General features: G+C 60.7%; 21 protein-coding genes. 7 read left to right on the top strand and 14 right to left on the bottom strand.

From position 1 onward, the window contains the following. Positions 1-6: 6 nt before the first annotated feature. Entirely contained in the window at positions 7-789 is a 783-nt protein-coding gene (locus CAF73_RS09745) for a class I SAM-dependent methyltransferase (RefSeq protein ID WP_085702568.1), read from the top strand. Positions 790-850: 61 nt separating this feature from the next. Here CAF73_RS09745 and CAF73_RS09750 read toward each other — a convergent pair whose 3' ends face one another. After that, the gene (locus CAF73_RS09750; protein ID WP_085697311.1) at positions 851-1,486 is read right to left on the bottom strand and encodes a TetR/AcrR family transcriptional regulator; all 636 of its coding nucleotides are present in this window, start codon (positions 1,484-1,486) and stop codon (positions 851-853) included. A 94-nt stretch (positions 1,487-1,580) separates the two neighbouring features. Here CAF73_RS09750 and CAF73_RS09755 point away from each other — a divergent pair, with 94 nt between their 5' ends. The 3 genes from CAF73_RS09755 to CAF73_RS09765 all read left to right on the top strand — a co-directional run bounded on the left by CAF73_RS09755 (position 1,581) and on the right by CAF73_RS09765 (position 7,374). Beyond that, positions 1,581-2,681: an efflux RND transporter periplasmic adaptor subunit gene (locus tag CAF73_RS09755; RefSeq protein WP_085697312.1), complete on the top strand. Its 1,101-nt coding sequence runs from the start codon at positions 1,581-1,583 to the stop codon at positions 2,679-2,681. Positions 2,682-2,687: 6 nt separating this feature from the next. Further along, the gene (locus CAF73_RS09760) at positions 2,688-5,756 is read left to right on the top strand and encodes an efflux RND transporter permease subunit (protein WP_085702569.1); all 3,069 of its coding nucleotides are present in this window, start codon (positions 2,688-2,690) and stop codon (positions 5,754-5,756) included. Positions 5,757-5,979: 223 nt separating this feature from the next. Next, the gene (locus tag CAF73_RS09765; RefSeq protein WP_085702570.1) at positions 5,980-7,374 is read left to right on the top strand and encodes a Fic family protein; all 1,395 of its coding nucleotides are present in this window, start codon (positions 5,980-5,982) and stop codon (positions 7,372-7,374) included. On the opposite strand, the gene CAF73_RS09770 is transcribed toward CAF73_RS09765, so the two are convergent. From CAF73_RS09770 to plsB, 4 genes are all read right to left on the bottom strand, one after another. After that, positions 7,371-8,060, bottom strand: a complete 690-nt coding sequence (locus tag CAF73_RS09770) for a DUF4197 domain-containing protein (protein ID WP_085702571.1) — start codon at positions 8,058-8,060, stop codon at positions 7,371-7,373. The genes CAF73_RS09765 and CAF73_RS09770 overlap by 4 nt on opposite strands. Before the next feature lie 25 nt (positions 8,061-8,085). Then, the gene (locus tag CAF73_RS09775) at positions 8,086-8,484 is read right to left on the bottom strand and encodes a YbaY family lipoprotein (protein WP_085702572.1); all 399 of its coding nucleotides are present in this window, start codon (positions 8,482-8,484) and stop codon (positions 8,086-8,088) included. 45 nt (positions 8,485-8,529) lie between these two features. Then, positions 8,530-9,216 carry a hypothetical protein gene (locus CAF73_RS09780; protein ID WP_085702573.1) on the bottom strand — a complete coding sequence of 229 codons (687 nt, stop codon included), beginning with the start codon at positions 9,214-9,216 and terminating at the stop codon, positions 8,530-8,532. A gap of 92 nt (positions 9,217-9,308) precedes the next feature. Next, positions 9,309-11,807, bottom strand: a complete 2,499-nt coding sequence (plsB, locus tag CAF73_RS09785; RefSeq protein WP_085702574.1) for a glycerol-3-phosphate 1-O-acyltransferase PlsB — start codon at positions 11,805-11,807, stop codon at positions 9,309-9,311. Between the two features lie 237 nt (positions 11,808-12,044). Here plsB and CAF73_RS09790 point away from each other — a divergent pair, with 237 nt between their 5' ends. Next, a complete protein-coding gene (locus tag CAF73_RS09790; RefSeq protein ID WP_007954750.1) occupies positions 12,045-12,254 on the top strand; it encodes a cold shock domain-containing protein in 210 nt (69 codons plus the stop codon). A gap of 135 nt (positions 12,255-12,389) precedes the next feature. Here CAF73_RS09790 and CAF73_RS09795 read toward each other — a convergent pair whose 3' ends face one another. From CAF73_RS09795 to CAF73_RS09810, 4 genes are all read right to left on the bottom strand, one after another. Beyond that, positions 12,390-12,767, bottom strand: a complete 378-nt coding sequence (locus CAF73_RS09795) for a hypothetical protein (protein WP_085697319.1) — start codon at positions 12,765-12,767, stop codon at positions 12,390-12,392. Positions 12,768-12,843: 76 nt separating this feature from the next. Further along, a complete protein-coding gene (locus CAF73_RS09800; protein WP_085702575.1) occupies positions 12,844-13,653 on the bottom strand; it encodes a putative RNA methyltransferase in 810 nt (269 codons plus the stop codon). Beyond that, on the bottom strand, positions 13,653-14,804 hold the full coding sequence (dapE, locus tag CAF73_RS09805; RefSeq protein ID WP_085702576.1) for a succinyl-diaminopimelate desuccinylase: 1,152 nt from the start codon (positions 14,802-14,804) through the stop codon (positions 13,653-13,655). The genes CAF73_RS09800 and dapE overlap by 1 nt, the downstream gene beginning before the upstream one ends. 212 nt (positions 14,805-15,016) lie before the next feature. Beyond that, the gene (locus CAF73_RS09810; protein ID WP_085702577.1) at positions 15,017-17,608 is read right to left on the bottom strand and encodes a glycosyltransferase; all 2,592 of its coding nucleotides are present in this window, start codon (positions 17,606-17,608) and stop codon (positions 15,017-15,019) included. A gap of 213 nt (positions 17,609-17,821) precedes the next feature. On the opposite strand from CAF73_RS09810, the gene tcdA reads away from it, so the two are divergent. Then, on the top strand, positions 17,822-18,640 hold the full coding sequence (tcdA, locus tag CAF73_RS09815; RefSeq protein ID WP_085702578.1) for a tRNA cyclic N6-threonylcarbamoyladenosine(37) synthase TcdA: 819 nt from the start codon (positions 17,822-17,824) through the stop codon (positions 18,638-18,640). A 118-nt stretch (positions 18,641-18,758) separates the two neighbouring features. On the opposite strand, the gene CAF73_RS09820 is transcribed toward tcdA, so the two are convergent. The 4 genes from CAF73_RS09820 to CAF73_RS09835 form a co-directional block, all read right to left on the bottom strand. After that, entirely contained in the window at positions 18,759-19,163 is a 405-nt protein-coding gene (locus CAF73_RS09820; protein ID WP_085702579.1) for a SufE family protein, read from the bottom strand. Next, a complete protein-coding gene (locus CAF73_RS09825) occupies positions 19,160-20,365 on the bottom strand; it encodes an aminotransferase class V-fold PLP-dependent enzyme (protein ID WP_085702580.1) in 1,206 nt (401 codons plus the stop codon). The genes CAF73_RS09820 and CAF73_RS09825 overlap by 4 nt, the downstream gene beginning before the upstream one ends. A gap of 125 nt (positions 20,366-20,490) precedes the next feature. Next, on the bottom strand, positions 20,491-21,525 hold the full coding sequence (gene dapD / locus CAF73_RS09830) for a 2,3,4,5-tetrahydropyridine-2,6-dicarboxylate N-succinyltransferase (RefSeq protein ID WP_085697324.1): 1,035 nt from the start codon (positions 21,523-21,525) through the stop codon (positions 20,491-20,493). Between the two features lie 31 nt (positions 21,526-21,556). Next, entirely contained in the window at positions 21,557-21,919 is a 363-nt protein-coding gene (locus CAF73_RS09835) for an ArsC family reductase (RefSeq protein ID WP_003222107.1), read from the bottom strand. A 182-nt stretch (positions 21,920-22,101) separates the two neighbouring features. Here CAF73_RS09835 and CAF73_RS09840 point away from each other — a divergent pair, with 182 nt between their 5' ends. After that, positions 22,102-23,733, top strand: coding sequence for a Na+/H+ antiporter (locus CAF73_RS09840; protein ID WP_085702581.1), 1,632 nt, complete (start codon positions 22,102-22,104; stop codon positions 23,731-23,733). 114 nt (positions 23,734-23,847) lie between these two features. Here CAF73_RS09840 and CAF73_RS09845 read toward each other — a convergent pair whose 3' ends face one another. Beyond that, positions 23,848-24,582, bottom strand: coding sequence for a M12 family metallopeptidase (locus CAF73_RS09845; protein WP_085702582.1), 735 nt, complete (start codon positions 24,580-24,582; stop codon positions 23,848-23,850). Positions 24,583-24,611: the final 29 nt, after the last annotated feature.

Consider the following 24,611-nt stretch of genomic DNA (forward strand, 5'->3'; position numbering starts at 1 on the left):
TTTTCCATGATTGAGCAACCCGCGGCCTGCCGCATCCATGTCGAGGCCCTCGGCCCGACGTTCGAAGCGCAGGCCGAGCAGTGGGCGCAACGCCTGGGCCTGCCGTCGCAGGTGGCAGACGGCGAGTTTGCCCTGCAGGTCGGTGAGCAGGGTTTGCAGCTGCAACAACTGGGACCGGATGCGCCGGGGCCGGTGCGGGTCGACTTCGTCGAGGGTGGCGCGGCCCATCGCCGGTTGTACGGCGGTGGCAGCGGACAGATGATCGCCAAGGCGGTCGGCATCGCTCAGGGCGTACGTCCACGGGTGCTGGACGCCACGGCGGGGCTGGGCAAGGATGCGTTCGTACTGGCCAGTCTTGGCTGCGAGATGAGCCTGATCGAGCGTCAGCCATTGATCGGCGCCTTGCTGGAGGATGGTCTGGCCCGCGCGGCAGAAGACTTCGACGTGGCGCCGATCGTAGCGCGGATGAAGCTGCTCAAGGGCAATTCCATCGAGGTGATGCGCAATTGGGAGGGCGAGCCGCCGCAGGTGATCTACCTCGACCCGATGTTCCCGCATCGTGAGAAAACTGCGCTGGTGAAGAAGGAAATGCGCCTGTTCCGTCCGCTGGTAGGTGATGATCCGGATGCTCCGGCCTTGCTGGAGGCGGCGTTGGCACTGGCCACGCATCGGGTTGTGGTCAAGCGCCCGCGCAAGGCACCGTATATCGAAGGGCCGAAACCGAGTCATGCGCTTGATGGCAAATCCAGCCGTTACGACATCTACCCGAAGAAAGCGCTCAAGCCCTGAGACCGAGTCGTCCCTAATCGCTGGCTTGCCAGCGAAAGCGTCAGTGCAGACGCCGCGGAAATCAGGGTCGATAGGCCCGCATGAACAGCCCGACCACCTCCTGCACATGACTTTCCGCCGCCTCACCGGTCAGCGGTTCTCCGCAGCCGTATAACAGCCGGAAATTCCCCGCGCCCTTGATCAGGCAAAAGAAGTGCTCGGCGGCGTTGTGCGGGTTGTCGATGCTCAGCACACCGGTTTCGTGAATCCGTCGCAGCAAACGTTCCATGCCTTGCACCATGCGCTGGGGACCGGCCTCGAAGAAGATCAGCGACAGCTTCGGATCCTGACTTCCCAGCGCCATGATCAGGCGATGCAGGTTCACCGATTCATCGCTGTTGATGAGGTGGTGAAAGCCTCTCGCAATGTTCAGCAACACATTTTCCACCGCGATGCCTTCCGGCAATTCGAAGAACAGTGGCGGCAATTGCTCCTCGCATTTGGCCACCACGGCGGCAGAGAACAGCGTCTCCTTGTCGTTGAAATGGCTGTAGACCGTCAGCTTCGATACGCCCGCCTCGGCGGCAACCGCGTCCATGCTGGTGTTGGCATAGCCATGACTCAGAAACAGGATTTTCGCCGCCTCCAGAATCGCCTGGCGCTTGGCCGGATCCTTCGGTCGGCCAGGGCCATTTGGAGTGGAAAGATTGTTCGACATTCTTCGCTTTTAATACTGGACTGGTGAGTTTGCTATTAATAACATACCGGCCAGTATAATTATTCCAAGCCTCCTTAGCGAAAGGTCCTTCACCATGTTCCGCCATGCGTTGTCCTTTGCGGTGCCAGTCAGTCTGGCGTTTTTTTTGTCGGCGTGTGGCAAGGAAGAGGTGACGCAAGTCAGCGTGCGACCGGCCATGGTGGTGCAGCCAGAGCCTTCGGCGCAGGCGATGGAAAGTTATCCGGGCGAGGTTCGCGCCCGCTACGAACCCGATCTTGCGTTCCGCATCGGCGGCAAAGTCAGCCGACGACTGGTCGACGAGGGTCAGCGCGTGAAGGCCGATCAACCGCTCGCCGAACTTGATCCGCAGGATGTACGCCTGCAACTGGAAGCCACCCGGGCCCAGGTCGCGGCTGCCGAAGCCAATCTGAACCTGGTGCGCGCCGAGCGTGACCGCTACAAGACCCTGATGGAACGGCAGATGGTCAGTCGCTCGGCCTACGACAATGCCGAGAACCTCTACCGTTCCGGTGAAGCCCGCCTCAAACAGATCAAGGCCGAATTCAACGTCTCGACCAATCAGGCCAGTTACGCCGTGCTGCGCGCGCCTCAGGATGGCGTGGTGGCCAAACGCTCGGTGGAAGTCGGGCAAGTGGTCGCCGCCGGACAGACCGTTTTCACCCTCGCCACTGACGGCGAGCGTGAAGTGCTGATCAGCCTGCCGGAGCAGAGCTTCGGTCGCTTCAAGGTCGGCCAGCCAGTCTCGGTGGAACTGTGGACGCAACAGAACCAGCGCTTCGCCGGGCAGATCCGCGAACTGTCGCCGGCCGCCGATCCGAAATCCCGCACCTTCGCTGCACGCATTTCATTCACCTCCGGCAAAGTCCCGGCAGAACTGGGCCAGAGCGCCCGGGTTTTCGTGCAGACCGCCGATGTCATCCCGCTGTCGGTGCCGCTCTCGGCGCTGACCGCCGAAAACGGCGCGACCTACGTCTGGGTCGTCAGCGCCAACAACACTTTGAAAAAGACTCCGGTGCGCACCGGCCCGTTCGGTGAGAAAACCGTGCCCGTGCTCGAAGGCCTGAACGCCAGCGACTGGGTGGTCGCCGCTGGCGTCCACGTGCTGCTGGAAGGTCAGCAGGTGCGTCCGGTGGATCGCTCCAACCGCGTGGTCAATCTGGCGGACAAGGAGTAATCCCCGATGGGTTTCAATCTTTCCGCCTGGGCGTTGCGCAATCGTCAGATCGTACTGTTCCTGATGCTTTTGCTGGCGATCGTCGGCGCCTTGTCCTACACCAAGCTCGGCCAGAGTGAAGATCCGCCGTTCACCTTCAAGGCCATGGTGATCCAGACCCGTTGGCCGGGCGCCACGGCCCAGGAAGTCTCGCGTCAGGTCACCGAGCGCATCGAAAAGAAACTGATGGAAACCGGTGAGTACGAGCGAATTGTTTCGTTCTCGCGCCCCGGTGAATCCCAGGTCACGTTCATCGCCCGTGACTCGATGCATTCGGTGGAGATTCCCGATCTCTGGTATCAGGTGCGCAAGAAGGTCAGCGATATTCGCCAGACCTTGCCGCCGGGCATTCAGGGACCGTTTTTCAACGATGAGTTCGGCACCACCTTCGGCAATATCTATGCGCTGACCGGTGACGGTTTCGACTACGCGGTGTTAAAGGATTACGCCGATCGCATCCAGATCCAGCTGCAACGGGTCAAGGATGTGGGCAAGGTCGATCTGCTCGGTTTGCAGGACGAGAAGATCTGGGTCGAGCTGTCCAACGTCAAACTCGCCACCCTCGGCTTGCCGCTGGCAGCCGTGCAGCAGGCGCTGGAAGAACAGAATGCGGTGTCCACCGCCGGCTTCTTCGAAACCGGCAGCGAGCGATTGCAGCTGCGGGTTTCAGGGAATTTTCAGACAGTCGAGGAGATCAGGAACTTCCCGACCAGGGTCGGTGATCGTACGTTCCGCATTTCCGATGTCGCCGATGTGCGGCGCGGTTTCAATGATCCTCCGGCGCCGCGCATGCGCTTCATGGGCGAAGACGCCATCGGTCTTGCGGTGGCGATGAAGGACGGCGGCGACATTCTGGTGCTGGGCAAGGCCCTGGAAATCGAGTTCGCCCGCATCCAGAAAAACCTTCCGGCCGGCATGCAGTTGCGCAAGGTCTCCGATCAGCCCGCAGCCGTGAAAACCGGTGTCGGCGAGTTCGTCCAGGTGCTGGTCGAGGCGTTGGCCATCGTATTGCTGGTGAGCTTCTTCTCCCTCGGCGTGCGCACCGGCATGGTGGTGGCGCTGACGATTCCGCTGGTACTGGCGATGACGTTCGCCTGCATGTATTACCTCGGCATCGGCCTGCACAAGATTTCCCTCGGTGCGCTGGTGCTGGCGTTGGGTTTGCTGGTGGACGACGCGATCATCGCCGTGGAAATGATGGCGATCAAAATGGAGCAGGGTTTCGACCGGATCAAGGCTGCCAGTTATGCCTGGACCAGCACCGCGTTCCCGATGCTCACCGGTACGCTGATCACCGCCGCAGGATTTCTGCCGATTGCCACGGCGCAGTCCGGCACCGGCGAATACACTCGCTCGATCTTCCAGGTGGTGACCATCGCTTTGCTCGCATCGTGGGTGGCGGCTGTGGTGTTCGTGCCATATCTGGGAGAAAAGCTCCTGCCGGACCTGGCGAAAATTCATGCGGCCAAACACGGGACGGCTGACGGCCATGCTGACCCCTATGGCACTCCGTTCTATCAACGGGTGCGGCGTCTGGTGGAGTGGTGCGTGCGTCGGCGCAAAACCGTGATCGTGCTCACCGTGTTGCTGTTCGTGGCGTCGGTGGCGTTGTTCCGGTTCGTGCCGCAGCAGTTCTTCCCGGCTTCCGGGCGACTGGAGTTGATGGTCGATTTGAAACTTGCCGAAGGCGCCTCGCTGGCCAATACCACGGGCGAGGTCAAACGCCTGGAAGCGATGCTCAAGGATCACGCCGGCATCGACAACTTTGTCGCTTACGTCGGCACCGGTTCGCCGCGTTTCTACCTGCCGCTGGATCAACAACTGCCGGCGGCGAGTTTTGCTCAGTTCGTCGTGTTGGCGAAAACCATCGAGGAGCGCGAAGCGCTGCGCACGTGGCTGATCGACACCTTGAACGAGCAGTTCCCGGCCCTGCGCTCGCGGGTCACGCGCCTGGAAAACGGTCCTCCGGTTGGCTATCCGGTGCAGTTCCGCGTCACTGGCGAGCACATCGAAGAAGTTCGTGCGCTGGCCCGGAAAGTCGCGGCCAAGGTGCGTGAGAATCCGCATGTGGTGAACGTGCATCTGGACTGGGAAGAACCGAGCAAGGTCGTGTATCTGAACATCGATCAGGATCGCGCCCGGGCGCTGGGCGTGAGTACGGCAAATCTGGCGAAATTCCTCCAGAGTTCGCTGACCGGTTCCAGCGTCAGCCAGTATCGCGAGGACAACGAACTGATCGAAATCCTCCTGCGCGGCACCGTGCACGAGCGCACCGAGCTGTCGTTGCTGCCGAGTCTGGCGGTGCCGACCGACAACGGTCGCAGCGTCGCGCTGTCGCAGATCGCCACGCTGGAATATGGCTTCGAGGAAGGCATCATCTGGCACCGCAATCGCTTGCCGAACGTGACCGTGCGCGCGGACATCTATGGCAAGGAGCAGCCGGCGACGCTGGTGAAGCAGATCATGCCGACGCTTGATCCGATCCGTGCCCAATTGCCGGACGGCTATCTGCTGGATGTCGGCGGTACGGTGGAAGATTCGGAACGGGGGCAGAAGTCGGTGAACGCCGGTGTGCCGATGTTCATTGTCGTGGTGTTGACGTTGCTGATGGTGCAACTGCGCAGTTTCTCACGCACGGCGATGGTGTTTCTGACCGCGCCTTTGGGGTTGATCGGGGTGACGCTGTTTCTGCTGGTATTCCGTCAGCCGTTCGGGTTTGTGGCGATGCTCGGGACGATCGCGTTGTCGGGGATGATCATGCGTAACTCGGTGATTCTGGTGGATCAGATCGAGCAGGATATTGCGGCGGGGCTCAAGCCCTGGCAGGCGATCATTGAGGCGACCGTGCGGCGGTTCCGGCCGATTGTGTTGACGGCGCTGGCGGCGGTGCTGGCGATGATTCCGCTTTCACGCAGTGTGTTCTTCGGGCCGATGGCGGTGGCGATCATGGGCGGGTTGATTGTTGCTACTGCTCTGACGCTTTTGTTTTTGCCGGCGTTGTATGCGGCTTGGTTCAGGGTGCGTAAGGAGTCCTGAAACCTTTTGAGCGTGGCGGCCTGTCTGCCGACCATGATCTATCGGTTGGACTCAATCCTGTCGGATCTGGCCTGCTGGCGATGTCAGCCTGACAGCTGAGCAAAACAATGGTGTAGGACTCTGCGACGCCTCCTACAAGTTTTCCAGAAGCCTCCGATATTGAGTCGCTGTGTGGGCGGTGCTGTACTCGATGCTGTTTTTCAGCCTTGGTTGAGCAGCGTTGATGAAGAAACCGCCAGTATTGAAGGGTCGGGCCGATCCGGTCTTTGAGTTATTGATGCGACCGCCTCACAAGCAGCGTCTGGCGGATTATCTTGCGCTGCTCAAGCCGCTGGATGATCAGGGACGGTATCTGCCTTTTGAGGATTTGCGGTATCGCTGGGCCAGCGGGCTGGATTCGCGTTTGTGTTGGGCGCTGGTCAAGAAGGCGCGGGCCGCTCAGTACATTCATCTTCTGCCTCTGGGGGAGCCGGCGCAGTGGGGGAAGTTTGTGCCGACGCCAACCGCGCAGAAGGCCCTTTCAGTGGTTGATCGGCAAACCACGACGGCATCGCTGGAATACATGACCAGCCAGATAGGCGAGCGGGCGCATTTCAGTTATCTGCTCAACGATTTGATCGAGGATGAGGCGATCAGTAGCAGTCAGCTGGAGGGCGCCGCGACCACCACTCGTGTCGCCAAGGACATGCTCAAGCAACGGCGTCAGCCGCGTACGCCGGATGAGCGGATGGTCATGGGTAATTACCGGATGATGAATTTCGCCTGGGAAAAACGTTACGAACCTTTGAGCGTGGAGTTGATTGCGTCGATGCATCGGGTCGGTGTCGAGGGTATTGATGACGAGCAGTACGACCCCGGGCTTTTCAGGACGAACGATGAAGTGGTGGTGCAGGACGGCGAAGGGAATACCGTGCACTCGCCACCGCCTGCGGTCGGATTGGTGAGGCGACTGGATTTGCTCTCGCAGTGGATCAATCAACCACAGGGCTCACCTCGACAAAAAAACTACCTGCATCCGCTGATCAAGGCGATCACGCTGCACTTTGCCCTGGGCTATGAACATCCCTTTCGCGATGGCAACGGGCGGGTCGCCAGGGCGCTGTTTTACTGGTTCATGTTCAAGCACGAGTTTTCGGCGTTTCGCTATATCGCGATCAGTCTTTTACTGCGCAACGCGCCGGTAAAGTACGGGCGGTCGTATTTGCACAGCGAGGCTGATGAGCTCGACCTGACGTACTTCATCGAGTTTCAGTGTTCGGTGATTTTGCGGGCGGTGGAGGGTTTTACCGATGTGTACCGCAAGAGTGTGGCGTACAGCGAAGGCTTCGAACGCTGGCTGACCTGTTCGGGCTTTTTTGATCGGCTGACAGAGCGACAGCGGTCGATTTATCAGGTGGCCAGGAGCGGGGTGGCGAAGGAATTTACGGCGGGGAACGTCAAGGAGCATCTTGGTTGTGCCTACAACACAGCGGTGTTGACGTTGAGCGGGTTGGTTGAACTGCAGGTTTTCGAGAAGAAAAAAATGGGACGCGAGTGGGTGTACTTTTTACGTGTGTCTGCTGGCGACGGATTGAACAACGGGAGTGAAAAAGCTCACTCCCGTGTGGTGCCGGTTTAGAGGGTACCGAACACTTTTTTCGCCAGACTCGTCGCCGCAGCAGCCGAGTTCTTGCGGATGGTTTCTTCCTGTTTTCCGATCATCTCGAACAGGCCGTTCAGCGCTTGTTCGGTCACGTAGCTTTCGATGTTGGCGCTCTTCGCATCGACCACCCCGAAGGTCGCGGCCTGGCCGGCGAAGGCGTTGTATTTCTGGGCTACGCCGACTTTGTCGGTCGCCTGTTTGACGATGGGCAGGAACTTGGTGCGGATCTGTTCGCGGCTGGATTTGTCCAGGTATCGGGTGGCGGAGTCGTTGCCGCCGCTGAGGATGCCTTTGGCGTCTTCCACGCTCATTTTCTTCACGGCGTCGACGAGGATCGGCTGGGCCTGGGTGACGGCGGTTTCCGCAGCCTTGTTCATGGCGGTTTCCAGTTCCTCGACCTGGGCGCCCATGCCGAAGGCTTTCATCTTGCCGGCGACTTTGCCGAGTTTGCCCGGCAGTTCGATCTTCACGTCCGGATTGTTGCTGAAGCCGCCCGGAGTGCCGAGTTGTTTGACGGCCAGTTGCGCGCCCTGGGTCAGGGCATCCTTGAGACCGCCGGTGGCGTCGCCTTGCGACAGGTCGCTGAGGGACAGGGCCATGGCGCTGGCGGAGATCATCAGGCCCGCGCACAGGCCGGCGAAGCGAAAGGTAGGGCGGAGCATGAAGGCTTCCTTATTGATAGGTGCGTTAGCGGGCAGCGTCGACGCGGATCTTCAGCGGCCGGGGATCCTTGCCATCGAGCTGCACGGCATGGTTTTCGGTGGTGATGAACATCAGCTCGCCGTTGACTTCGATGCGTGCGCTGACCGAGTAGCGGTGGCCGGGTTTGACCTGGGCCGGATCGTAGCTCAAATGGAACGGCAGCGGCACTTGTCCCTTGATCGGGCCTTTCTGTTCATCGAGCACGACGGCCGGCGCATCGGCCAGCGAAACGTCCTGCAGGCTCACGCTCAAGGTCGCACTTGGCGGCAGGGCGATGCGCTGCAGGTAGAACACTTCGCCGTCGAGGCTCGCTTTGCCGCTCGGTGTGGTGGATTGGCAAGCGCTCAACAAGGTGGCGGCGGCGAGAAGAGAAAGTTTTTTCATGGGGACCTCAAAAGACTTGAGCGCCAGAGGGGCGCCCAGAGAAATCTAGCGGATTTTGGATAATGAGTCAGTGAGCAAACGTAACGGTTCATTCAGCCACTGATTGATCATCCCCGACAGGCGCGATCGGGGCGCACGTGTCGCAGGTACAAGTTCAACATCTTCAGGAAATACGGACAGCCGTTGGTGATACCTGTTTTCTATTCCCGTCAGTGCATACCGTTTGCCGGGCACCACATGCTCCGGATCATATTTAAGATAAAACGAAGTGGCAGTTTCCTCATCGTGAGAAACGCGCGCCAGTTCGACATCGGGACTTTCGTTTTCATGCAGGCTGATGGTGATTGCCTGTTCGGGGGGAATCATTTTGGGTTCCTGCACTTCAACGTACAGGTAACCGATCGGACTCAGATGCAGCGTCTGGCGATGGGGCGCCTGATGAACAATGACGAAATGTGCCTGCTCCAGCAGCAAGGGTTGTCGATTGTGAAACAACTGGATGGTGATGCGGTATTTGACGCTGACTTCACTGTGTCGGTGCGGGAACCGGAAGTTCCACTGGCCGCCGACAATGGAGGGATGTCGCCAGTGTTTGATGTTTGTTGTTTGCCGGGTGTTGACCCGTTGAACATCGACAACGGTTTCATTGTTTCCGTCGAGAGGGGCATTGAAGTCAGGTGGAAGGCTGAACGTTATATTGATGGTCTGGGCGGATTCATCAATCAGGCTCATATCGATTTCCTTATCGATTAAAAAGAGCCCATTAATTCATAAAACAACTAACTGGAAAACGATCCGGTCTTCCGGTTAGTTGTCCTCAAGTTTCAGGACGTCGGCGAGGTTGCAGTTTCCGCCGCATCCTCACTGCGATGTAGCGCCACCTGGCGGATCGACAATCGAATCTCCGCCGGCAACACCCGTTTGGCCGCGCCCTCGGCCAGTTCGCCTAGCAGTTCGTGATAACTCAACTTGCCTGCTTCGTCGCGACGCAGCACATCAAGATCGAGCATCGTCTGGATAAAGTGACGGAACAGGCTCTTGTCGAAAAACTCCGGCGCGTTCAGGCCATGCAGGATCGACAGGCGTTGGGCCATAACTGTGCACAGGTCTTCCAGTTCTTCGGCGCTGATGCTGTTCTGGCCGCTGTTGAGCAGCAGTGAAACCGTCATGTAAAAGCGTTGCAGGGTCTGGGCAATGCTCTTCGACAGCAACGTCAGCAGCACGAAATGCCGCGAGCTCGGCGCCGGGCGCAGGTACACGTCTTTTTCGAAGCGCAGCAGGCCTTGTTCGACGAAAGCCTCCAGCCACTGATCGATCACCGCATCCAGTTCGTCCAGGCTCCAGCGGATGAACAGCTCCGCTTGCAGATACGGATACAGCGCGCGGGTGTAACGCAGGATCTGCTCGCGGCTCATGCGCGAAGTGCTCTGGAAGAAGCTCGCCAGCAGCGCCGGCAGGGCGAAGATATGCAGCACGTTGTTGCGGTAGTAGGTCATCAGGACGGCGTTCTGCTCGTCCAGATAGAGAATCTTGCCCAGCGCATCGTTTTGCTCGGACAGCAGATCCATGTCTTTGACGTGTTCGATCAATGCCCGGCCATCACCCTCCGGCAGGGTGGTGTGCGGCGAGTACGGGACCTTGCGCAACAGCGCCAGATACAGATCCAGCACCCGCGCCATGGCCCGATCATCCAGCGCCAGACGAGTGGTCGACAGCAGCGCCAGCGCCACCAGGTTGACCGGGTTGATCGCTGCTGCTTCGTTCAAGTGCTGCGCGACTTTTTCGCCAAGACGATTGGTGGTTTCGTTGAGCCATGCCGGTTTGAACTGCGGGCCGAGTTCCTGCTGGCGCCAGCCCGGCTGTTCACTGTCGAGGAATTCCGCGAGTTTGATCGGCTCGCCGAAGTTCACCGCCACCTGGCCGAAACGCTGCTTGAGCGCGCCAATGACTTTGAAGATGTCGAAGATCGATTCTTTCTTCTTGCTCGCGCCGCGCAGTTCGCCGAGGTAGGTCCGGCCTTCGAGCACCCGCTCATAACCGATGTACACCGGCACGAACACGATCGGCATCCGCGACGAACGCAGGAAGCTGCGCATCGTGATCGCGAGCATCCCGGTTTTCGGTTGCAGCATGCGTCCGGTGCGCGAGCGACCGCCCTCGACGAAATACTCGACCGGGAAACCTTTGGTGAACAGGGTGTGCAGGTATTCGTTGAACACCGAGGTATACAGCGGATTGCCCTTGAACGTGCGGCGCATGAAGAATGCCCCGCCACGGCGCAGCAGGCTGCCGATCACCGGCATGTTGAGGTTGATCCCGGCGGCGATGTGCGGCGGGGTCAGGCCGTTGCGAAACAGCAAGTACGACAGCAGCAGGTAGTCAATGTGGCTGCGGTGGCACGGCACGTAGATCACTTCGTGGCCTTGGGCGACCGCCTGCACGCCTTCGATGTGGTTGACCTTGATCCCGTCGTAGATCTTGTTCCAGAACCAGCTCAGCACCACTTCCAGAAAACGGATCGCAGTGTAGGTGTAGTCCGAGGCAATCTCGTTGCCGTAGCGCAGGGCCTGGGCCTTGGCTTTTTCCGGCGAGATGTTTTCGCGCTTGGCTTCGTCGAGGATCGCCTGCCTGACCAACGGCTGGTTGAGCAGGCCTTTGACCAGGTTACGGCGGTGGGAGATGTCCGGGCCGATCACCGCAGCTTTCAGGTTGCGGAAGTGTACCCGCAGGATCCGCTGGGCCATGCGCACGGTGCGTTCGTGGCCCTTGTTGTGTTCGATCAGTTCGCGCAGGTGGATCGGCGCCGAGAACTGCACGCGGGTCTTGCGCCCCAGAATCATGATGCTCAGCAGCCGACGCAGGCGCCCGGTGACAGCCCAGCTGTCGGCAAACAGCAGTTTCCACGGGCTGTTTTCGCTGTCCGGCGACTGGCCCCAGAACACGCTGACCGGAATGATCTGCGCGTCTTCGGCAGCGTTCTGGCTGAGGGCGCTGACCAGTCGGGTCAGGGTCGGCGGTGCGCCGCGCTTGTCCTGGCGGCCGAGCCAGTCCGGGTCCGGCGTCAGGTAGAAAAACGCCGCCGGCTCGATCAGCGAACCTACGGACACCGGCAGCACCGGGCGCGGCAGGCCGGCCTTGGTGCACTCGGTGTCGACCACCGCCAGATCAGTCAGCGATGGATTTTGCAGGACGTAGAACACCGGACGACTGCGGTCGAGGTTGAGGGTGAACGACGACTGGTTGATCGTCTCGGAGCGAACCCAGAGATACAACAGTCGGCGCAAGGTGCCAAACACAAGACGGCGGAACGGGGAACGGGTCATACGGCTTCTGCGTGAGTGAATAAACCGAGCGTTTGCTCGGGCGGTCGATAGTGTGCCGGATTCATGGAAAATCGGCAAAAAAGCGGCGAAGTAATCTTCTGTTGAGAGTTTTGCCGCCTGTCATATACTCGGCGATCTGTCGCCGGGGCCCTCTTATGGACGTCGGACGCAGGCTGACGTTCCGCAAAGGCTTTCCTGCGAAAAGCCTGTTCAATAATAAAAAAGGAGTATGAACAGATGGCAACACGTGAAACCGGCAACGTGAAGTGGTTCAACGACGCCAAGGGCTACGGCTTCATTCAGCGCGAAGACGGGGTGGACGTGTTTGTGCACTACCGCGCGATTCGCGGCGAAGGCCACCGTTCGCTGACCGAGGGTCAGCAGGTTGAATACGCGGTGGTGGAAGGGCAGAAGGGGTTGCAGGCTGAAGACGTTGTAGGTCTGTAACGCAAATCTTCAGAACACCAAAAACACTGTGGGAGCGAGCTTGCTCGCGATAGCAGGCTGACATTCAGCATCATTGTTGACTGAAAGGGCCCCATCGCGAGCAAGCTCGCTCCCACAGGTTTTGTGCATTGTCTGTTACGCAGTCTTCCAGGTGATCTCTTCTTCACCATCGGCGCTGATCCGGATCCAGCGATCCGCCGTCTCTTCACCTTCTTCTTCAACCCACGTCCCCGGCGCGCAGCGTACTTCGACGTTCAGCGCGGCGAACGCGGCGCGGGCGCAGGCAATGTCGTCGTCCCATGGGGTCGCATCGCTTTCCAGGTACAGGCTGTTCCACTTGCCCACGGCTTTCGGCAGCCAGGTCACGGGGATGTTGCCGGCCTTGCACTTGTACGTCTGGCCTTTCTGTACCCATTCGCTGCACGGGCCAAGGGCGGCGCCCAGCCAGGCGGAAATGGCCTTGTGGTCGACGTCGGCGTCTTTCAGGTAAATCTCGATGTCCGGTTGGCGCATGGATGTCCTCACTGCGGGTCTGAAAAATCCATTCGCGGATTTAGCCGGCCCCGGGCTGCTTGCCCGAGTCCAAAAGTTATTGAAGAACGAAATAATCGTAGCGCATCGACACGGTAGTCACGAACGGCTCGGCCTGCTCGATCACCGCCGCACGGCGCTCGGCACTGGCGCGCCAGCCGTGAGGTGTCATCGCCAGCAGGTTGGCGCGATCCTCGGGCTTGTCCAGCGTCAGCTTGAATTCGAGGGTTTCGCTGTGGGCCAGCGCCATGCCTTCCGGCACCAGGGCCAGGTGCTTGTCGTCGGTGTATTCGCGCACTTCGTCGTACAGGCGTTCGCGCAGCTCCATCAGATGGCCGCTGGTCGGGCCGACTTTCATCAGACCGCCGCCAACGCTGAGCAGCCGCTTGGCCTCCTCCCAGTCCAGTGGACTGAAGACACTGGCCAGAAACTGGCAGCTGCCGGAAGCCAAAGGCACCCGGGCCATGCTCGCAATCAACCATGTCAGCGAAGGATCGCGTTTGCAGGCGCGTTTGACCGCTTCCTTCGAGATGTCCAGCGCGTAACCGTCAGCATCCGGCAAGGCCTCGGCGATCTGCGCGGTGTAATAACCCTCGCCACAACCGATATCGACCCAACGGGCCGGCGCATAACTGGCCGCCAGCTCCGCCAGACGTTTGGCCACCGGCGCGTAATGCCCGGCGTTCAGAAAGTCGCGGCGGGCCTCGACCATCGCCTGGTTGTCGCCGGGATCGCGGCTGTTTTTGTGCTGCACCGGCAACAGGTTCAGGTAACCCTGACGCGCACGGTCGAAGCGGTGGCCGGCGGGGCAGACCACGCCGTTGTCCACCGCGTTCAGCGGTTCACTGCAGATCGGGCACGCGAGCATCAGGCGAGCAACTTGATCAGGGTCTGGTAGTAGATCTCGGTCAGCACGTCGAGATCGGCCGCCAGCACGCGCTCGTTGACCTGGTGGATGGTCGCGTTGACCGGGCCCAGTTCAACAACCTGCGTGCCCATGGTCGCGATGAAACGGCCGTCGGAAGTACCGCCGCTGGTGGACGCCTTGGTCTCGCGGCCGGTGATCTGCTTGATGCTCGAAGACACTGCATTGAGGAGCGCGCCCGGCTCGGTGAGGAACGGCAGACCGGACAGCGCCCAGTCGATGTGCCAGTCCAGACCGTGCTTGTCGAGGATATCGGCGACGCGCTTCTGCAGGCCTTCGACGGTCGATTCGGTGGAGAAACGGAAGTTGAACAACGCCACCAGATCGCCCGGAATCACGTTGGTGGCGCCGGTGCCGGAATTGACGTTGGAAATCTGGAAACTGGTCGGCGGGAAGAAGTCGTTGCCGTGATCCCAGTGCTCGGCGGCCAGTTCGGCCAGGGCCGGAGCGGCGAGGTGGATCGGGTTCTTCGCCAGGTGCGGATAGGCCACGTGGCCCTGCACGCCGCGCACGGTCAGTTTGGCGCCGAGGGAGCCGCGACGACCGTTCTTCACCACGTCGCCCACCAGCGTGGTGCTCGACGGTTCGCCGACGATGCACCAGTCCAGACGCTCGTTACGGGCTGCCAGACGCTCGACCACGGCCTTGGTGCCGTGATGCGCCGGGCCTTCTTCGTCGCTGGTGATCAGGAATGCGACCTTGCCCTTGTGATCCGGGTAGTCGGCGACGAAGCGCTCGGCGGCAACGGTCATCGAGGCCAGGCTGCCTTTCATGTCCGCCGCGCCACGACCGCAGAGCATGCCGTGTTCGTCGATCACCGCGTTGAACGGGTCGATCTGCCAGGCGGTCACCGGACCGGTCGGCACCACGTCGGTGTGGCCGGCGAAGCACAGCACCGGGCCGTCGTTCTTGCCGTGAGTCGCCCAGAAGTTATCCACATCTTCGATGCGCATCGGTTCCAGCTGGAAACCGGCATCGCCCAGGCGCTGCATCATCTGCTTCTGGCAATCGGCGTCGACCGGCGTCACGGACGGACGGCGGATCAGGTCGATGGCGAGTTGGAGGGTCGGCGAAAGGTCGGCGTGGGCCGTCATGGAAAACTCCGGATGCTGTAAATGTGGGAGCGAGCTTGCTCGCGATGACGATGTCCTGTTCAACATAAGTGTTGAATGTGACGGACTCATCGCGAGCAAGCTCGCTCCCACAGGTCTAGTGGCAGGCCATCGGGGCCTTGGCCCTGCAAAATGGCGGTTATCTTAAAGCAAAACGGCGACCATTGGCCGCCGTTTAGTGCATCCGCAAGGATTTAGACCACCGGTGCCGGTTCAGGCGCAGCCGCAGGTTTTGGCAGCGACGACAGGAACGCCATGATCAGCGCCGCCACGTACGGCAGCGACTGCACCAGCAGCATGGCCACCCAGAAGCGCATGTCGTTGCTCGGAATGCCCTGCACCAGGAAGATCCCCAGCGCCGCGCCCCACAACAACAGCATGATGAACAGCTCTTCCCGGGCCTCGGAAATCGCCACCCAGAAGCCGTGGTTGTCGGCGTTTTTCGGGGTGCGGAAGAACGGAATGCTGCTGGTGAAGAAGCCGTATAGCACCGCTTTGGCGATGGTGTGCGACAACGCCAGGCCGGCCAGTGCCGCGCAGAACGCATCCTTCAGGTTCACGCCCACGGCGCGACGGTAGAGGAAGATGATCTTGCCGACCTTGAACACGAACAGCGCCAACGGCGGGATCGCGAAGATCAGCAACGGCGGGTCGACCCGTTGCGGCACGATGATCATCGCCGCCGACCACAGCAACGCGCCGACGGTGAAGAATATGTTCATGCCGTCCGCCACCCACGGCAGCCAGCCCGCGAGGAAGTGGTAACGCTGGCCGCGAGTCAGTTCGGTGTCCTTGCCGCGCAGCAGGCTGCGGGTGTGGCGCTTGATGATCTGGATCGCACCGTAGGCCCAGCGGAAACGCTGTTTCTTGAAGTCGATGAAGGTGTCCGGCATCAGACCCTTGCCGTAACTGTCGTGGTAATACGCCGCCGACAGGCCTTTCTCGAATACACGCAGACCGAGTTCGGCGTCTTCACAGATGCACCAGTCGGCCCAGCCCAGTTCTTCCAGAACCGAGCGACGGGTCATGGTCATGGTGCCGTGCTGGATGATCGCGTCGCGGTCGTTGCGGGTCACCATGCCGATGTGGAAGAAGCCTTTGTATTCGGCGTAGCAAAGCTTCTTGAAGGTGCTTTCGTTCTGGTCGCGGTAGTCCTGCGGCGACTGCACCACGGCGATTTTCGGATCGGCGAAGTGCGGCACCATGTGTTTGAGCCAGTTCGGGTGCACGCAGTAGTCGGAGTCGATCACCGCGATCACTTCGGCGTCCTTGGCGGTGTGCGGGATCAGGTAGTTCAGCGCACCGCCCTTGAAACCGGCCAGGGGCGAAACGTGGAAGAACTTGAAGCGCGGGCCGAGGGTTTCGCAGTAGTCGCGCACCGGTTCCCAGACCGCCGGGTCCTTGGTGTTGTTGTCGATGATCAGGACTTCGAAGTCCGGATAGTCGAGGTTGGCCAGGGCGTTGAGGGTCTGTTTGACCATCTCCGGCGGCTCGTTGTAGCAGGGCACGTGGATCGAGACTTTCGGGCGGTAATCCGAATCGCCGACCACCGGCAGGAATTCACGGCGACGCTTGTGAATCCAAACCGCTTCGGCCAGTTCGTGGGCCTCGGTCAGCAACACGATGAACACCCCGAGCGCACCGAGCGCCAGCAGGAAACCCACCGTCAGGCTGAACCACGTGCTGTATTGCTGGCTGTAGTCGTAGCCGATCCACACCAGCACCGAACCGCAGAGGAACGCGATAAAGGTCAGGAAGGTACGGCCGCGCTGGCGCAGGGCCGAGCCGTCGATCATCAGCAGGGTCAGTGACAACAGCGCCAGCACCACCGAACCGATGGCCAGCACGCGCCATTGCGGGATCGCCACTACCGGGCCTTCGAAGTTGAATTTCTGCTGGCGCGCGGCGTTGAACACGCCCCAGTAGGCGCCGACCGAACCTTCGTCGCTGGCCTTCCACGGCTGGTCAAACGCTTCGATCACGAAGTAGTTGAAGCCCTGGCGGTTGAGTTTATTGACCAGCGTGCGCAGGTAGATCGCCTGATCCGCCGGCGACGCATCGGCGCCACCGCGCATGCGGCCGTTGCTCGGCCAGCCCACTTCGGACAGCAGCAGCGGTTTTTTCGGGAACATCTTTTTCAGGTCGCGGGCGCGGTCGAAAACGAACTGCCCGGCCTTGTCCACCGGAATGAATTCCCAGTAAGGCAGAACGTGGGCGGCGATCAGGTCGACGTGCTTGGCCAGTTCCGGGTGTTCTTCCCAGACGTGCCACTGTTCGGAGGTGGTCACCGGCACTTTCACGGCCGCGCGCACGCGGTCGAGCAGGACGCTGAGTTCCTGGGCGGTGATTTCCTTGCGGAAGATCGCTTCGTTGCCGACCACCACGCGAACCACGCTGCGCGAGGTGTTGGCCAGTTCGATGGCGCGGGTAATTTCCCGTTCGTTGCGTTCCTGGTCGGGGCTGATCCAGATCCCCAGGGTCACGCGCAGGCCGAACTCTTCAGCCAGTTTCGGGATGTCTTGCAGGGAACCGTCGACCGAGTAGATGCGGATGTTGTCCGTCAGCTTGCTCATGATCTCAAGGTCGCGGCGCATTTCGTCGTCAGTCGGATACTGATCCTTCTGCGGGAACTGTCCTTGCTGGAACGGTGAATAGGAGAAACCGGAGATCTGCTCCGGCCAGTTCGGCGCGGAGACGGGGCGGTTGATCAGCGCCCAGAAACCGGTGAACAGGGCGGCGATTGCCAGAACCACCACCAGGTTGAGTCCAAATTTACGCGATGACATAGCTGTGTCGGGTTCCAAGGTCTGTGGAACGAAGGGTCGGCTGGTTGACGCCTGAGGGCGCGCATCCTACACCGGCAGTTCGCCGAGTCCTACAACAGACAGGGAAATGCCGGACGTTGGGCAATCGACTTTGACTTAAGTTCTTACACTTGTAGCTTGAAGCTTAAAACTTGTCGCTGCGTAGTCCTATAATGCGCGCCGGTTTTTGGGGTAATGGTCATGAGTACAGAAGATCCGCGGTTTGCAGGCATCGCCCGTTTGTATGGCATTGAAGGGATGGAGCGTCTGCGCGCCGCCCACGTGGCGATTGTCGGCGTTGGCGGCGTCGGTTCCTGGGCGGCGGAAGCCATGGCCCGTTGCGGGGTGGGCGAGATTTCCCTGTTCGACCTCGACGATGTCTGCGTCAGCAACGCCAACCGCCAGTTGCATGCGCTGGACAGCACGGTCGGCAAACCCAAGGTCGAGGTGATGGCCGAGCGCCTGCGAGGGATCAACCCGGACTGCAAAGTGCACGCCGTGGCAGACTTCGTCACCCGCGACACCATGGCCGAATACATCACGCCGAACATCGACTGCGTGATCGACTGCATCGATGCGGTCAACGCCAAGGCCGCGCTGATCGCCTGGTGCAAGCGCCGCAAGATCCAGATCATCACTACTGGCGGTGCTGGCGGGCAGATCGATCCGACGCTGATTCAGGTCTGCGACCTCAACCGCACCTTCAACGATCCGCTGGCCTCGAAAGTGCGCTCGACATTGCGCCGCGACTACGGCTTTTCACGCACCGTGACCCGTCACTACAGCGTGCCGTGCGTGTTCTCCACCGAACAGCTGCGTTATCCAAAACCGGACGGCAGCATCTGTCTGCAGAAGAGTTTTGTCGGCGATGGCGTGAAGCTGGACTGCGCCGGCGGGTTTGGCGCGGTGATGATGGTGACGGCGACGTTCGGCATGGTTGCGGCAACCAAGGCGGTGGACAAGATTGTCGCGGGCGTCCGGCGTCCGGCGGATCGGGTCAAGCCTCAGGCTTGACCAGTGCGGCTGTTGACCTCATCGCTGGCAAGCCAGCTCCCACAGTTGATGCTCAGTGAACACACGTTCTATGTAGCACCAACTTTCAATGTGGGAGCTGGCTTGCCAGCGATGGCGGTTAGCCGGCCAGCTCATTCATCCGCTTGAGCACGGCATTCAGGCCATTGCTGCGCGATGGCGACAGCTGTCGCGACAACCCCAGTTGATTGAACCAGTCCGGAAGATCCACCTGCTGCAATTCTTCAGCATTCAAGCCGTTGACCCGCAACAGCAACAACGCCACCAACCCGCGAATCATCCGCGCATCGCTGCTCGCTGCGAACTGCCAATGGCCATCGCGCAACTCGCCGACCAGCCATACCTGGCTTTCACAGCCATGTACCCGGTTGTTATCGCACTTGTCCGCATCGCTCAACGGCGGCAGACGATCACCAAACTGCATCAGCAATCGCGCCCGTTGTTCCCAACCGGCGGCGCTCTGAAAGGTTTGCAGGGCTTCGGCAGCCTCGACCGGCAGGCTCATCGCAACAACTCCAGCGCCTGATCCAGCGCTTCAAAGAACCGCTCCAGATCTTCGGAGTCGTTATAGAGCGCCAGCGACACACGAATCGCCCCGGCCAGTTCGAAGCGCTTGAGCAGCGGCATCGCGCAGTGGTGACCGGCACGTACGGCGATGCCCTGTTCAGTCAGCAAGTGCGCCAGATCGGCGTTATGCACACCTTCGACGACAAAACTGGCCAGCGCCAGCTGTGGCTTGCCCAGCAGGCGAATGCCATTGCGAGCGGCGAGGCCACGCAACAGGTAATCGTGCAGCGCGGCTTCGTGGGCGGACACGGCGTCCAGATCCAGACCGGCGAGGTAGTCGAGGGTCGCACCGAGGCCGATCACACTGGCAATCGGCGGCGTTCCGGCTTCGAAGCCCAGCGGAGCAGGGCGGAAACGGGATTCGTGATAGTTGGCTTCCAGTACCATTTCGCCGCCGAACTGCCACGGCCGCAGTTGCTCGAGCGCTTCGTTGCGCCCGAACAGCACGCCGAGGCCATCGGGGCCGTACAGCTTGTGGCTGGAAAACACATAAAAGTCGCAACCCTGGGCCTGCACGTCATGGCGGCCGTGGACCACGCCTTGAGCGCCATCAACCACGGTCAGCGCGTTTTGCGCCCTGGCCATCGCCAACAGCGCCGGCAACGGTTGCCAGGCGCCGAGCACGTTGGACAACTGGCTGACCGCCAGCAGACGCGTGCGCGGACCGATCAGGTGAACGGCGGCGGCGAGGTCGATCACACCGTCATCGTCCAGCGGCAGGATCACCAGTTTCAGGTCGCGACGTTGTGCCAGTTGCTGCCATGGCAGCAGGTTGGCGTGATGCTCCAGGGCGCTGATGACAATTTCATCGCCCGGATGGAAAAGATGTTCCAGGCCATAAGCCAAGAGATTCAGCGCGCTGGTGGCGCCGTGGGTGAAGATGATCTGCCCGCTGTCACCGGCATTCAGCCACTGGGCGACCTTCAGGCGACTGTCCTCGAACGCCTGCGTGGCATGGGCGCCGGGCAAGTGCTGCGCACGGTGCACGTTGGCTGCGCCATTGGCGTAGTAATGCGCCAGCGCGTCGAGCAGGGCCTGGGGTTTTTGTGTGGTGGCGGCGTTGTCCAGATAGGTCTGGTCTTGCCGTTGCAGGGCGGCGATGGCCGGGAAATCGGCGCGCCAGGGGGAGGGAATCATCATGCTTTCGAGCCCTGGTGAACTTGGGCGGGTTAACGCCGAACCCTGTGGGAGCGGGCTTGCCCGCGAAGGCGATCTTTCGAACGCCATCGCAAGCAGGTCGGCACCCTCAGGTGAGCTTCTGGCGCTTAGTTGTGAGCGTGCAGCGCTTCGTTCAGTTCGATCGCCGATTTGTGGGTCTTGCATTCCACAGCGCCGGTTTCCGAATTACGACGGAACAGCAGGTCGGTCTGACCGGCCAGTTCACGGGCCTTGACCACTTTGACCAGGTTGTTGTGCTCGTCCAGCAGCGCGACTTTGGTGCCGGCGGTCACGTACAGACCCGATTCGACGGTGTTGCGGTCGCCCAACGGAATACCGATACCGGCGTTGGCGCCGATCAGGCAGCCTTCGCCAACCTTGATCACGATGTTGCCGCCGCCCGACAGGGTGCCCATGGTCGAGCAGCCGCCGCCCAGGTCCGAACCCTTGCCGACGAACACGCCAGCGGAGACGCGGCCTTCGATCATGCCCGGGCCTTCGGTGCCGGCGTTGAAGTTGATGAAACCTTCGTGCATCACGGTGGTGCCTTCGCCCACATAGGCGCCCAGACGCAGACGCGCGGCGTCAGCGATACGCACGCCGGCCGGTACCACGTAGTCGGTCATTTTCGGGAACTTGTCCACCGAGAACACTTCCAGCAGCTCGCCGCGCAGACGGGCTTCGAGTTGCAGCTCGGCCAGTTCGCTCAGGTCGATGGCGCCCTGGCTGGTCCAGGCCACGTTCGGCAGCAGCGGGAAGATCCCGGCCAGGCTCACGCCGTGCGGTTTGACCAGACGATGAGACAGCAGGTGCAGCTTCAGGTAAGCCTCAGGGGTGGAAGTCAGCTGAGTGTCTTCGGCCAGCAGGGTCGCGACCAGCGGCTTGTGGCTTTCAGCCAGACGGGTCAGCAGCTTGCCTTGTACCGCGTCGATGCCTTTCACGGCTTCAGCCAGTTGCGCAGCCTGGGCGGTGGTGAAGGTGATGGCCTGGTTGCCTTCGGTGTAGCCGAGGATCGGTGCAACAGCGGCAACCAGTTCGGCCGAAGGGTTCAACAGTGGCTGAGCGTAGAACACTTCCAGCCACGCGCCTTGACGGTTCTGGGTGCCGACGCCGAAGGCGATACTGAACAGGGAGTTGGACATGTGAATACCTCTACAAAAAGTGACGGGCTGCTTACTTGAGCGCGGCCGCGTAGATATCTGGCTTGAAGCCAATCAGGGTTCGGTCACCGAGATCGAGCACCGGACGCTTGATCATCGAGGGTTGAGCGAGCATCAGCTCGATGGCTTTCGACTGGTCGAGATCGGCTTTGCGTTCGTCGTCGAGTTTGCGAAAGGTCGTGCCTGCGCGGTTCAACACCGTTTGCCAGCCATGCTCGTCGCACCATTGGGTCAGGTGCTCACGGTCAATGCCGGCGGTCTTGTAATCGTGGAAGTCATAGCTGACAGCGTGTTCATCGAGCCAGGTGCGCGCCTTTTTCATGGTGTCGCAGGCTTTGATGCCGAAAAGGTGCAACGTTTTGCTTGAAACGGTCAAGGAATCGCCCCCTTTACAGGTGCTGGAAAAAAATGGTGTCGGATTATGCCATGACCAGACGGTTTCGCGGCGCCCAGGTTGCTTCTGCTGAGGGTGCCTGCGACATAGGTGCAACGGTCATTCACAGCCTGAGCGGCTAATATGGCAGTTCAACGCTGTCGATTGTCCGGGATTTCCGCTTTATGCAAACCGCTTATACCGTCCTGATCCTGCTGATGCTGGTCAGTGTCTCGCGCCTGGTTGGACGGGTGATTCCGCTGCCGCTGCCACTGGTACAGATCGCCGCCGGTGCCTTGCTGGCCTGGCCGACCCTCGGTCTGCACGTGGCCCTTGATCCCGAACTGTTCCTGTTTCTGTTCTTGCCGCCGCTGCTGTTTTCCGATGGCTGGCGCATGCCCAAGCGTGAACTGTGGCGCTTGCGCGGCCCGGTACTCACGCTGGCGGTCGGGTTGGTGCTGTTTACCGTGGTCGGGGCCGGTTACTTCATTCACTGGTTGCTGCCGACGATTCCGTTGCCGGTGGCCTTCGCGCTGGCGGCGGTGCTGTCCCCGACCGACGCCGTGGCGGTCTCGGCGATTTCGCAGAACCGCTTGCCCACGCCGCTGATGCACATGCTGCAGGGCGAGGCGTTGATGAACGATGCGTCGGGTCTGGTGACGTTCAAATTCGCGCTGGTAGCGGCGGTCACCGGTGCGTTTTCCCTGACCAATGCCAGCCTGACCTTCGTGCTGGTCGCGGTCGGCGGACTGGCGGTCGGCGTGGCGCTGAGCTGGCTGGTCGGCCGGTTGCGCGCCTGGATGATCGCCCGGGGCTGGGACGATCCGGCGACCCACGTGGTGTTCATGTTGCTGCTGCCATTCGCCGCTTACGTGCTGGCCGAACGGCTTGGCGCGTCAGGCATTCTTTCGGCGGTGGCGGCGGGGATGATGCAGAGCTGGCTCGATCTGCTGCCGCGCCAGACCAGCACCCGGTTGCTCAACCGCAGCGTCTGGTCGTTGCTGGAGTTCGCCTTCAACGGTTTGATCTTTCTGCTGCTCGGCCTGCAACTGCCGGACATTATTAAAGCGGTGGTCAGCCACGAGACGTCATTGTGGCCGACCCTGTTCTATCGCTGTCTCGATGTGGTGGCGATTTTCCTGGCGCTGGTGTTGTTGCGCTTCATCTGGGTGCAGAGCATCTGGCGTCTGTCGGTGTTGCTGCGCCGCCTGCGCGGCAAGGGTGATCTGACGCAAGTGCCGACGGCCCGGTCCTGCTGGCTGCTGACCGTCGGTGGCGTGCGCGGGGCGGTGACCCTGGCAGGTGTGATGTCGGTGCCGATGCTGATGGGTGGCGAGGCGTTCCCCGAGCGCGATCTGCTGATCTTCATCGCCGCCGGGGTGATCCTGTTGTCGCTGGTGGCGGCCTGTATTGCGCTGCCTTTGCTGTTGCGCGGCATCGAAAAGAGCCCGGACGACAAGCGCCGCCAGGAAGTGCGCGACGCCTGGCGCAAGACGGCGGAAGCGGCGATCCATGCGCTGGAGACCGAAGAGGTCAACCCGCAGGACGCCGCGCAAGCCGCGCTGGCAGCGGAGCTCAAGGCGCGGATCATGTCCGAATACCGCCATCAACTGGAAGTCTTCAATGACTCGGCCGAAGCCCAGGCTCTGGCGTTCCAGATGGATCTGCTGGAGCGTCGTCTGCGACTCAAGGCACTGCGTGCGCAACGCCTCGAGTTGTACAGCCTCAGCCGTCAGCACCAGATTGGTGACGACGTGTTGCGTGAGGTGCTGGGCGAGCTGGACTTGAGTGAGGCGAATCTGGGGCAGGTCAAATAAGCCACTGACGCCCCTTGGATATCAGTCGAGCGATGTTCGATGTCAGTGGGTGCGGTTCAGTTCAAGTTCGCCAGGCGTTGCGCCTGGCGAACTTTTGCGTTTCAAGGGGCCGGTTTATTTTGGATAAAGCAGCTTCATCAACTGTTTGTCCTTTTTGCTGATCTTGCGGTTTATCGGAACTTCCCAGTCGCCGATCGTCAGGTCGTTCGATACGGGGTGATGCATGATCGAACGCTTGTCGTAGGCAAGATAAAGCGCATCCCGCGTATCAAAGGACGCGAACAGGTTGTAGTCGACCTGTTCGCGGGTCAGTGGATTCATTTCCCGATTCTGATAAAACGCGTACACCTTGGGTTTATCCCATGGAATATTGGCTTGTGGGTGCTGATGCTCATGCATGGCGCCCAGTGCATGGCCGAACTCGTGCATTACGATGACCTCGAAGTCGGCATGGTCCGGCGTGACGCCCAGGTTCATTGTCGGATGGTCGGGATGAATCAGAAGTGCATCGGTGCCCAGCATCGAACTGTTGTCATTGTTTCGGGTGGCGATGCGGATATCACCCTTCAGATCGTCGACAAATTCAAACTTGAGATTGATATAAGGCAGCCATTTACTGGCTGCATTGATAATCCCTGTTTTACGAGCGGCATCGGGTGCATCCATGAACGCGATTTTCAACGTGCGACCATTGGCCCAGAGTTTCGAGTAATCGACCACGGAGCGTTTGCGGCGAGTGCCGGGTGTGGTTGGGGTGCCGGCATTCGCCGGGTTCTCGTTGATGGCGGCTGTGTAAGCAGCCTGATCGTCAGGCCACTGAATCAGTCGGCAATCCAGAAGTTCTTTCATTGTTCACTTCTTCCTTGAAGTTGAAGATC

This window comes from Pseudomonas sp. B15(2017), assembly GCF_002113215.1.
Classification (GTDB): Bacteria; Pseudomonadota; Gammaproteobacteria; order Pseudomonadales; family Pseudomonadaceae; genus Aquipseudomonas.